9 protein-coding genes are annotated in these 10,746 nt (G+C 63.5%); 6 read left to right on the top strand and 3 right to left on the bottom strand.

Annotation, left to right across the window (positions count from 1 at the left end; genetic code table 11):
* Window positions 1-127 precede the first annotated feature (127 nt).
* Both P5205_22085 and P5205_22080 read left to right on the top strand, forming a co-directional pair.
* Complete coding sequence (locus P5205_22085) at window positions 128-2,122, top strand: Ig-like domain-containing protein (protein ID HSA13050.1); 1,995 nt, start codon at window positions 128-130, stop codon at window positions 2,120-2,122.
* Window positions 2,123-2,135: 13 nt separating this feature from the next.
* Window positions 2,136-3,740, top strand: coding sequence for a sulfatase (locus tag P5205_22080; GenBank protein ID HSA13049.1), 1,605 nt, complete (start codon window positions 2,136-2,138; stop codon window positions 3,738-3,740).
* Between the two features lie 36 nt (window positions 3,741-3,776).
* Here P5205_22080 and lpxB read toward each other — a convergent pair whose 3' ends face one another.
* Together lpxB and P5205_22070 are read right to left on the bottom strand one after the other, a co-directional pair.
* Window positions 3,777-4,985, bottom strand: coding sequence for a lipid-A-disaccharide synthase (lpxB, locus tag P5205_22075; GenBank protein ID HSA13048.1), 1,209 nt, complete (start codon window positions 4,983-4,985; stop codon window positions 3,777-3,779).
* A 97-nt stretch (window positions 4,986-5,082) separates the two neighbouring features.
* Window positions 5,083-6,150, bottom strand: a complete 1,068-nt coding sequence (locus P5205_22070) for a Gfo/Idh/MocA family oxidoreductase (GenBank protein ID HSA13047.1) — start codon at window positions 6,148-6,150, stop codon at window positions 5,083-5,085.
* Between the two features lie 159 nt (window positions 6,151-6,309).
* Between P5205_22070 and plsY the strand changes: the two genes are divergently transcribed.
* A complete protein-coding gene (gene plsY / locus P5205_22065; GenBank protein ID HSA13046.1) occupies window positions 6,310-6,954 on the top strand; it encodes a glycerol-3-phosphate 1-O-acyltransferase PlsY in 645 nt (214 codons plus the stop codon).
* Complete coding sequence (locus tag P5205_22060) at window positions 6,951-7,928, top strand: NAD(P)H-dependent glycerol-3-phosphate dehydrogenase (GenBank protein HSA13045.1); 978 nt, start codon at window positions 6,951-6,953, stop codon at window positions 7,926-7,928. The genes plsY and P5205_22060 overlap by 4 nt, the downstream gene beginning before the upstream one ends.
* Window positions 7,929-8,186: 258 nt before the next feature.
* Here P5205_22060 and P5205_22055 read toward each other — a convergent pair whose 3' ends face one another.
* Window positions 8,187-9,203 (bottom strand): ThuA domain-containing protein, encoded by a 1,017-nt coding sequence (locus P5205_22055; protein HSA13044.1) that lies wholly within the window; start codon window positions 9,201-9,203, stop codon window positions 8,187-8,189.
* A gap of 239 nt (window positions 9,204-9,442) precedes the next feature.
* On the opposite strand from P5205_22055, the gene P5205_22050 reads away from it, so the two are divergent.
* Together P5205_22050 and P5205_22045 are read left to right on the top strand one after the other, a co-directional pair.
* Window positions 9,443-9,832 (top strand): hypothetical protein, encoded by a 390-nt coding sequence (locus P5205_22050; GenBank protein HSA13043.1) that lies wholly within the window; start codon window positions 9,443-9,445, stop codon window positions 9,830-9,832.
* On the top strand, window positions 9,826-10,659 hold the full coding sequence (locus P5205_22045) for a prepilin-type N-terminal cleavage/methylation domain-containing protein (GenBank protein ID HSA13042.1): 834 nt from the start codon (window positions 9,826-9,828) through the stop codon (window positions 10,657-10,659). The genes P5205_22050 and P5205_22045 overlap by 7 nt, the downstream gene beginning before the upstream one ends.
* Window positions 10,660-10,746 lie beyond the last annotated feature (87 nt).

Here is a 10,746-nt window from a genome sequence, read left to right as displayed (position 1 = left end):
ATGACTCCCAATACGACAATCTGGAACCCACCAAAACTCCCTGAGCTGAACTAAATACGAGGACATCTACAGCACGCAGACCTATCCCGAGTTCGAGTCCGCGCATCGCGGGCGGGTCCACAACCAGATGCAGGTCATCCGCCTCGACGGCTACCAGGGCGTGCGTTACGATATAGCGTCCCCCGCCGACGACTTTGAAATCTACGACGTGGCGGGCGACCCCAAGCAAACGACGAATCTCGCGGCCAACCCGGCGTTTGCGGCCTTGCAGCAGCGGATGCAGGACCGCGTGCTCCGGTTGCGCCGCCCGGACGCAAGCGCGCCGCGGCCTTATGACAACGCGTTGATCCCCGCGGTCCCGGCATCCCCGATCACCCACGGTGTCGAGTGGAAGGCTTACGCGGAAGCGTTCCCGTGGGTGCCGGAACTGACCGTGCTGGGCAGTTCCTCCAGCGGCGCCACCAACGCGCCGACCCTGGCGGTGCGGCCGCGAGATGACGGCTTCGGCCTGCTGTTCACGGGTTACCTGGTCGCGCCGGCGGACGGCGATTACACGTTCTACGTTGCCGCGGATACGGGCGCCCTTTTGCGCATCCATGACGCAACGGTCGTTGACGCGGACTTCGGCTACGCGGGCGGCACGGAGCTCAGCGGCGTGATCAAGCTGAGGACCGGCCTGCATCCGTTCCGGCTCTACTACGCGCGCCGAAGCGGCGGCGCCCCGGCCCTGAGCTTCTCCTGGAGCGGTCCCGGCATCGAGAAGCAGACGGTGCCCGAAAGCGCCTTCCGCCGGGATGGGTTCGGCGCTCCCACGCCGCCGATCGCTCTGGATGACGCCGCGCTGACCGGCCAGGGAGCGCCGGTGGCCGTCGATGCGCTCGCAAACGATTCGGACGACGGCACACCGGTGGCGCTGTTCATCGCGAGCGTGGGGCAGCCGCAGGCCGGGGCCGCGGTGACCAACGCGGGACAAATCCTCTACACGCCCAACAGTGGCTTCCTGGGCGAGGACCGTTTCACCTACACCATCAGCGACGGCCAATCCACCAGCGCCGCGACGGTGCGGGTGAACGTGGCTTTCGCGGACGGCAGTTACTGGTTCCCCTTTAACCAGACCTCGGGGTTGACGACCGGGGAGGCCGGGGGCGGCGCCACGGCCTCGCTGCTGGGCTTCAGCAACGACCCCGCGCAATGGGTGGCGGGCAGGTTCAACCGGGCGCTGCAGTTCGACGGCGTCGCCAACAAGGCCGTGATCAACGGCTTCAAGGGCATCACGGGCGCCAACCCGCGCACGGTCACCGCCTGGGTCAAGACCGCCGAGGCCGGCAAATCCATCGGCATTGTGTCGTGGGGCGATCAGCCCTCGGGCGACAAGTGGTCGCTGCTCGTGCAGAACACCACCGCGCCCAAAGGCACGCTCCGCCTGGAGTTGGGCTATGGCAACACCATCGCCGGCACGCCGGTCAACGACGGCCAGTGGCACCACGTCGCCTGCACCCTCGACTACCTGCCCGCGCCGGTCTCGACCGACGTGAAGTTCTACGTGGACGGCCAGCCGGATACTGTCGTCGGGGGCGCTTTCGTCGCCATTGACACCGCCGCGCTCGACGACGTGCTGATCGGTTCCGACATTCAGAACCGCTTTTTCGAGGGTGTGATTGACGAGGTCCGCATCTACGATCGGGCGCTGAGCGCAGCGGAGATCGCCTCCTTGTTCGCCGCCGCGAACCAGTCCGCCGCCGCCTGGCACCGCCGCCACTTCGGCAATGCGCCGATCAACTGGAACGGCGATGATGATGGGGACGGCGCCAGCCGTTTGGGCGAGTATGCGTTTGGCGGCCAGCCGCAGATTGCTGACCCGGAGATCCGGCTCATTCCGGCGGAGATCGAATCCAACCGCCTGCAATTTCGATTCCATCGCCGCCTCACCGGCCCCCACGAGTTGATCTACGGTCATCAATCCTCCTCCGACCTGATCCATTGGACCTCCCTCACCGGCACTGTGGTTTCGGCCTCGCCCTCGGACCTGCTTCCCGGCTTCGAGGAGGTGACCTTCCGAGTCAGCGCCGAAGTCTCCGCTACCGCGCCTTTGTTCATCCGCCTGAGCGCGCGCTTCCCCTGAAAAGGGCAAGGACATGATCTTTGCCAGCAGCTACCGCCGCCTCCGCTCAGATTGCTTTGCCCTCCCGCGGGCGGTGCTGTTGGCGGGGGCCATTGCGGCCACCCATTGGGCCGCCGCGGCGGCGCCCAAGCCTAACATCCTCTTCGCAATCGCGGACGATTGGTCCTGCGGCCACGCCGGCGCCTACGGCTGCGACTGGGTGAAGACGCCCGCCTTCGACCGCGTCGCCCGCCAGGGCGTGCTGTTCACCCGCGCCTACACGCCCAACGCCAAGTGCGCGCCGTCGCGCTCCTGCATTCTGACCGGCCGCAACCCCTGGCAACTCAAGGCGGCGTGCAACCATTACCCCTTCTTCCCGCCCGAGTTCAAGACCTTCCCCGAGGCCCTCGGGGAGCACGGCTACTTCGTCGGCATGACCGCCAAGGGGTGGGGGCCGGGCGTGGCGACCAATGCCGCCGGCCAGCCACGCCGCATGACGGGGAGGGAGTTCAACGACCGCAAGACCGCGCCGCCAGCCAAAGGCATTGCCGTCAATGACTATGCCGCCAACTTCGCTGACTTCCTCAAAGCCGCCCCCAAAGACACCCCCTGGTGCTTTTGGTTCGGCTGCTACGAACCGCACCGCCGTTATGAATTCGGCAGCGGGGTGGCCAAAGGAGGCAAGACGCTGCCGGACCTGGACCGCATCCCGGGTTACTGGCCGGACAATGAAGCCGTCCGCAACGACCTGCTGGACTACGCGTTTGAAGTGGAGCACTTCGACCAACACCTCTCGCGCATGCTGGCCCTGCTGGAGGACTCGGGGGCGCTGTCCCGCACCCTCGTGCTGGTCACGTCCGACAACGGCATGCCCTTTCCGCGCGCCAAGAGTCACTCATACCAGGACTCGAACCACCTGCCGCTGGCCGTCATGTGGCCGCAGGGAATCCGAAGCCCCGGCCGGGTGGTGGAGGATTATATCAGCTTCGTTGACTTTGCCCCCACCCTGGTGGAATTGGCCGGCCTGCGCTGGTCGCAGACCGGGATGGCGCCAGGCGCGGGCCAAAGCCTGGCCAGCATTCTCTTCTCCGACAAGTCCGGCCGCGTCACGGCCTCTCGTGACCACGTGCTGCTTGGCAAAGAGCGCCATGATGTCGGACGGCCTAACGATTGGGGCTACCCCATCCGGGGCATCGTGAAGAACGATATGCTCTATCTGCGCAACTTCGAGCCGTCCCGCTGGCCGGCAGGCAATCCCGAAACCGGCTATCTCACCTGTGATGCCAGCCCGACCAAGACCCAGATCCTCAGAGCGCACCGCCGCGATGCCAGCGACGCCCGCTGGGCGCTGTGTTTCGGCAAGCGCCCCGCGACCGAGCTCTACGACCTCAAGCAGGACCCCGACTGCCTCGTCAACCTCGCCGGCCGCTCCCTAACCAGCACCCTCGAAGCCAGGCTCCAGCGACAGCTCTTCAAAGAACTCAAAGCCCAGAATGATCCCCGCATGTTCGGGACGGGCGAACAATTCGAGCGGCTTCCTTACTCCGACCCGATCAACCGCGATTTCTATCACCGCTTCCGGGCCGGCGAAGCAAAGACTCCCGGGTGGGTGAACGAGTCGGACTTCGAGATCCGCTAACGGAGTGGCGCAGGAGGGTTGCCCCGGGTTCCGCAATCAAAAGGTCTTGAGAATGGCGCGGGCGGCGCGGCGCGGGGCGCCGGGGGGGCCGAGGGACGTGACGATCTCAGCGAGGCGGGCTTTCACCCGGGCGCGGCGCGGGGCGTCGCGCAGCAGGTCGGCCGCGGCCAAGGCGATATTGTCCGGGGTGGCAGCGTTTTGAATGAACTCGGGAAAGACTGCCTCGTTGGCAAGCAGGTTCGGCATGGCCGCGTATTTCACCTTCACGATGCGCTTGGCGATTTGCCAGGTGCTCCAGGATGTCTTGTAGAGGGCCACGGTCGGCACGCCAAAGAAGGCGCACTCGGTCGTGACGGTGCCCGTGGAGGCAATGGCCACGTCGGCAGCCGCCAGCGCCTCGGGCAAGCCGCCCACTTGGAGGGACAGGTCTGGCGACAGGCGCAGAGCCCTCGCCTTCTGCATCAGCGCCTCGTTGGGCAGGACCATGCGCGCGCGCAGGCCCACAAGCTTGGCCTGGATCAGGGCCAGCGCATCAATCATCACAGGCAAATGGCGTTGAAGTTCACCCGGACGGCTGCCCGGCAGAAGCAGCACCGTTAACGTCCCCTTGCCGGTTCTTATCTCGCTTCTTGCCACCTGCCCTTGGCCGTAGCGGTCCACAATGGGATGGCCGACAAATTCGACGCGGAGTTGCGGCACGCGCTTCGCATACCACTGCTGCTCGAACGGGAAGATGCTCAGCACCAGATCATAGTCGCGCGCGATCTGTTGAGCGCGGCCTTCGCGCGAGGCCCAGACCTGCGGTGAGACGTACTGGATCAGCCTGGGATGCCACACGTGAAACCAGTCCCGGCGTGTGCGGTGGTAGTTTCTGATGGCACGAGCAAAGCGGCGATTGAAGCCGGAGAAATCCACGCAGATGATCGCGTCGGGCTGGCGTTCGACTGCGAGCTGGAAGAGGTGGCGGAATAGCCGGCGGAACTTGAAGTAGTGTTTCAGCGCCTCCGTGAGCCCAATGATCGAATGCTCGGTCATGTCAAGCGCCAGCTCCACTCCCGCCGCGGCCATCTGTGGCCCGCCCGCGCCGAAGAATCGCGGGGCCAGGCTCGTGTGCAGCGGCTGGTAATCGGTCGTGGGAACCGCCCCGGCTTCGGCGGATTCCTGGCGAATGGCGCGCACCAGTTCGGCAGCCAGCATATCCCCGCTGGCTTCGCCCGCAATTAACATGAAGGTGTTGGGTCTCATGGATTGCCGCGGCCGGCGGCGCCAGTCGGGGCGTCGCATGCGCGCCTGATATGGCGCCGACTCAGGTCGGCGGCTGCATGACTTTGAACCATATGCGCTAACCCACTGGCGGCTCCGCACTGAAGCCCGCCGTCTGGATTTGGCGGGTGATTTCAAATGCCAGGTCCAGCGCCCGTTTCGCTGATTCCCCGCTGACCATCGGCGTGCGATGCGCCTGCACACATCGGATGAAGTCCTGGAGCTCCAGCCTGAGCGGCTCCTCTTTCGCAATCGGCACCGGCTCACGCACGATCTTGCGACCGCCGAACTCGCTAACGATCGTTGAGTCCTTGGCGTGGACCAGTTTTTTGAATAACGAGCTTTTCTCCTCGTCCTGCCGCGCGATGCGGTAGATGAATCCTTCCTGCGCGCGGTAATCGAGAGAGATGTAACTGGTTATGGCGCCCCCGCTGAACACACGAATCTTGCGCATCCTTTCGGGGCTGACGCGGCTCGCGGTCAGGTTGGCAACACAGCCATTGGCAAAGCGCAGGCGCGCGTTGGCGATGTCCTCAGACTTGCTCAACACCGGGATGCCCACCGCGTCCACGCTCTGGACCGGAGACTTGACGAACGCCAGCACCACGTCCAGGTCGTGGATCATCAAGTCGAGCACGACGCCGATATCGGTGCTCCGGGCCGGATAGGGCGAGAGCCGGTGCGCTTCGATGAAGCGCGGGTCGGTGGCCACCGTCTGGAGATAATTGAAGACGGGATTGAAGCGCTCGACATGGCCCACCTGCAGGACGCAGTTCTTCTGGCGCGCCAATTGGACCAGTTCGGTGGCCTGCGCCGCGTTGCTGGTCATCGGCTTTTCCACCAGCACGTGCCGGCCCTGGTGGAGCATGGCTTTCGCCAGCTCGAAATGGGTGGTCGTGGGTGTGACAATGCTCACGGCATCGCAGGCGGCGGCGGCTTCGTCCAGCGACGCAAACGCGCGCACCCGGTATTTCTGGGCAAATCGTTGCGCCGTTTCGGCCATGGTGTCATAAACTCCGACAAACTGGATTTGGCCCCCAGCCGCCAGTTCGGCGTAAATGCGCACATGCTCTTTACCCAGGGAACCAGCTCCGAGGACGGAGACTTTGACTTTGCCTGATTCTTGCTGGCCGACTTCCATGCTCATCGCGGCCATTGTGCCATTGACCCCTGCCCGGTGACAATGAACAACTGACACTCGACCGTCGCGGCCATTGCTTCGCGGGCTGACAGGGGGACACGAGGTTTGCGCTTGGAAGTTTGGAGGCGGGACGAATAGAGTGTCGGGATGCCGATTGCTGGTTATATGCTGACGGTCTTGATCGCCTACCTGCTGGGCTCGATTCCGACGGGCTTCCTGGTGGCGAAAGCGCGCGGTGTGGATATCCGCACGGTGGGCAGCGGCAATATTGGAGCGACTAACGTGTTCCGCATCCTCGGCACCCAGGCGGGTATCTTCGTTCTGCTGGCCGATGCGGCCAAGGGCTGGCTGGCGGTGTTTGTGGTAGCGAAATTGGTATCGGATTGGCTGTATCCGCAAGCCGGCCCGGCAGCCGAGGAATGGTTTTCCCTCGCCGCGGGTGCCGCGGCAATAATCGGCCACAACTTCACCTGCTGGCTCCATTTCAAAGGCGGCAAGGGCATTGCCACCTCTGCCGGCGTCCTGGCCGGGCTGGTGCCGGTGGCGTTGCTGATCATTCTCGCCATCTGGATCGTGGTCTTTGCCTTTAGCCGCTACGTTTCGCTCGCCTCGATTTGCGCTGCCGCTGCCCTGCCCTTCTGCGCATGGCTACTGGGGGAAAGCCGCACGATCGTCCTCGTGCTATCCGCGTTGGCCGCCCTGGCGATCTACAAGCACAAGGCCAATATCCAGCGACTGTTGAACGGCACCGAGAACCGTATTGGCGGCAAAAGGGCCGCTCCGCCAGACTCACCCAAAGCCACCGCATGAGAGTCACCGTGTTGGGTGCCGGGGCGTGGGGCACAGCTTTGGCGCGTCTGCTGCATCAGGGCGGCAATGGCGTCACACTTTGGGGGCACAGCACTGAGTGGCTGGAGGAGATCCGCCGAACCGGGCGCAACGAGCGGTTTCTGCCCGGTGTCGAGGTGCCGCGCGAGGTGGTTTTGGAGAGCGACCTGCCGCGGGCCATCGAGACGGCGGAGTGCATCGTGGTGGCTGTCCCGTCCCAACCTTTCCGTGAGGTGACACGCCATTTGGCTGCGTACACGAAGTTGATCGTCAGCGTTACCAAGGGCATTGAATACGACACCGGCTTGACGATGTGCGGGGTGCTGTCGGAAAACGCCCCTGGCGCCAAATGTGCGGCATTGTCCGGACCGACTTTTGCGGTCGAGGTCGCGCGCGATATCCCCACGGCCATTGTGGCGGCGAGCCGGGATGCAACTACGGCCGCGCAGGTGCAGCAGTTGTTTAGTCGGCCCGCGTTTCGGGTCTACACGAGCACGGACCTGCTCGGCGTTGAGCTGGGCGGTTCGTTGAAGAATGTCATTGCCATTGCCGCCGGCGTGGGTGATGGGCTGGGCTTTGGCGACAATTCAAAGGCTGCGCTCGTGACGCGAGCGATTGTGGAAATCCGCCGCCTCGGCGAGGCCTGCGGCGCGGTCGGCGGGACATTTACCGGCCTGAGCGGGCTGGGCGACTTGATGGTGACCTGCTTCTCGAAGCACAGCCGCAATCGCGGCTTTGGGGAGCGGGTTGGCCGGGGGGAAAAGCCGGCGAGGATCGCAGCCAGCCTGCTGACCGTGGCCGAGGGCTACCCGACGGCCCGCTCGGCTTTTCAACTTTCCCGCAAGCATGGGGTTATCACCCCGGTCATTGACGAGGTTTACGCGATGCTCTACGAGGGAAAGAACGTCACCCGGGCGGTGCGGGACTTGATGGCGCGCGACCCGAAACCGGAGTAGGCCGGGAAGCACGCCAACCCTCCACCGATCCCCGGTTTGACCGGCAGGCTCCCGGTTCGCGGCTTCTTACCACGCGAGTTTGGCTGATTCGTTGGCGAATTGCGTTATCTTCATCCTTTCCAGAGACTTATGTAAGAGGGCCCCCGGGAAGGTGTCAAGGCTGTATCCACGGTGTGGATACGGAGAGGATACGGTGTGTATACGGTGTGACTCCCTTGAGAGGCAGGAGGTCGCCTAAACTGTCCGCAACCCTCTGATCTAACGCGGCAGTGCGAGGTCTGCGGGCTTCAACCCGGGCCTGAACTTGCCAAATCCAAACCAGCCGGGTTTGTATTCGCCGACATAAGCGACGTTGGCGCTGGCGGGGATTTGCTCTTCCAGCCCTACCGCCCAGTAGGCAGCATTAACCAGGAGCCGGCGCAGTCCTTCACTTTCGAGGTCTACCGCCGCACCCATTGTGGTGGTGAACACTTTCGAGGTTTTGCCCTGCTCCCCGACATAATCGCGCACCCAGGCGAGTGGCATCATCGGGTTGTTTTTGGGACCTTCGACCGGCGGGTCCGCAGGTTTCATGCCTGACAAGACCTGGCCCCAGACGAGCACATTGGCGCCCGGGGGCAAGTGGGTGACAGTATAGACATCGGTTGGCCCCCAGATGTCGGTCACCCCTCGCAGGATTGGATGATCCTTGAGCGCCTCGTTGATTACCCCGCGCGTGCTCTCCTTGCCGTGGTTGCCGTGGTGGTTCACCCAGGTTTCGCCGAGCACCTGCTGGCCAAAGCCGCCTGTCCAAGCCGTGCTGTGCCAGTCGAACTTGGCGTATGGACTGGTCTTGTTGTGGTCGTATTTGAATGCATGGGTGCTGGTGCGCAAGGCGATGATTGGCTTGCCGGCATTGAGGTAATCCACGAAGTGCTTCATCTGCGCATCAGGGAGTTCGCGGAAGCGCAGGCCCATGACGCACAGGTCGGCGGAGCCGAGTGCCGCCATGCCCGGGATGTTGGTCAACGTGAGCGGGTCAATCGTGCCGTCCGCAGGGTTAATGGAGAACAGGACGGTGCACTTGAATCCGTGCCGCACCGCCAGGATCTTCGCCAACATCGGCAGCCCTTCCTCCGTGCGATACTCCTCGTCGCCCGCCAGAAAGACAATATGCCGCCCCTGCCCTGCTCCCGCTTTGCCTTGATAGACAACGCCATCGGCTGCCTTCGTGCACCCTGCGAGGGCCAATTGCGACACGGCCGCCAACACGATCAAATGCTTGCTGATCTTCATGCCTGAGTTTTAACAGGGCCGCTCCCAATGACAAGTGCGGCGGTGGTTGCGTCAGTCACCTTCCCGCTTGACTGCGCAGGGCTTCGGCCTATGGTGGCGGCGGACGATGCGGAGGCCGAGTGCGCCCCGGCGCCTCTTCGCGACTGCCAACAAAGGCCAATGACTTTAGAGCCGGCGTAGTGGCTGGCTTGTCGTATGCAAACGATGAATCCTGAGACTCGGGCGACGGGAGGGAACGCATGCGAAACGTAGTCAAACGCGTCATCCTTCTCGCAGTCGTCCAGCTTCTGCTCTTTGAGCTGGTGGTGCAGCTCTCGGTTCACTACCGGGAGAGCACCGGAGAGCTTCTGACCATGGCACACTGTTTGGGCATGTTGATTGGCTCCATCTGGGCCTTGCTGCCGGCGTTTCCGGGTGTCAGCGCGCGCTTGGCCCGAGTTGCCTTGCGCGTCAGCGCGGCCACGGCGCTATTCGTGGTCCTTTACGCGGGCAATTACTACTACTCCTGGCATTTGCGTCCCAACCTCGGGCTTTACCAAGAACCAGACTGGGTCGCTGAACATCCCGGATTCCAAGGCGAACTGCGCGAACAAATCCAATCGAATACGTGGAGAGCTGCCCCATGGTGATTACCCTGTCGGCTGCCGATTCGGGCAGACGTGTCGTCCACGGCAGGCGACCGGGGACGGGTTTTACCCTCATTGAACTGCTGGTAGTGATTGCGATCATTGCCATTCTAGCCGCGCTGCTGTTGCCGGCACTGGCGAAGGCGAAGGACAAGGCAGTAAAGATACAGTGCACCAGCAACCTGAAGCAATGGGGCGTGGCCGTCACCATGTATGCCGGGGACAACCGCGAGCACTTCCCGGCCAACCCCACTACTGACGGTGCCAGCGGATTTGCCTGGATGGCGATGGCGCTTAATACCAACTTCTACCCCGCTTACCTTTACCAAAACCGCCGCGGCACAACCACTGTGCGACGAGCCAAGCAAGACGTGATCTACTGCCCCACTGACGAGTGGCACCGCGCCGTGGAATCGGAGGCGGACCGGGTCAACTTGATCGGCTACCAGTATCTGCCCGGGCGAGACAACCATCCGGTGGCCTGGCCCGACTATAACTCCGACGGGCTGGGTGAATGGGTGTACCGGAAGAAGCTCGGCGGCCCTTATCGCAAGGCGCCGGTCATGATTGACAAGATCCAAGGGACCGGCAGAGCCCCCAACCTCACGTGGTTTGGCTCCACAGGCGTGACCAGCACGAGCTTCCCCTTTGCAAACCATCGCAATACCGGCGGCATCTCCGTCGGGGGGAACTTCCTCTACGAGGACGGCAGTGTTCTCTGGCGCAAATTCAGTTTGACTGGATACCGGACGACCATTGACGTCGGGTCTGCGGCTGGGGGGTGGACGGTGTTCTACCGCCCCGCCGACCTTGGTCCCGGTCCTTGGTAGGCCCCGCCGCCCCAAGACCCTGCCACCAGTCGTCCTCAATCCTTAGCCTCGTGAAGAAAAATGCATAAATAGGTGAAAAAGTGCTTG

The organism is Candidatus Paceibacterota bacterium (assembly GCA_035452965.1).
Classification (GTDB): Bacteria; Verrucomicrobiota; Verrucomicrobiia; order Limisphaerales; family UBA8199; genus UBA8199.
This window is presented reverse-complemented; position numbering and strand designations above follow the sequence as displayed.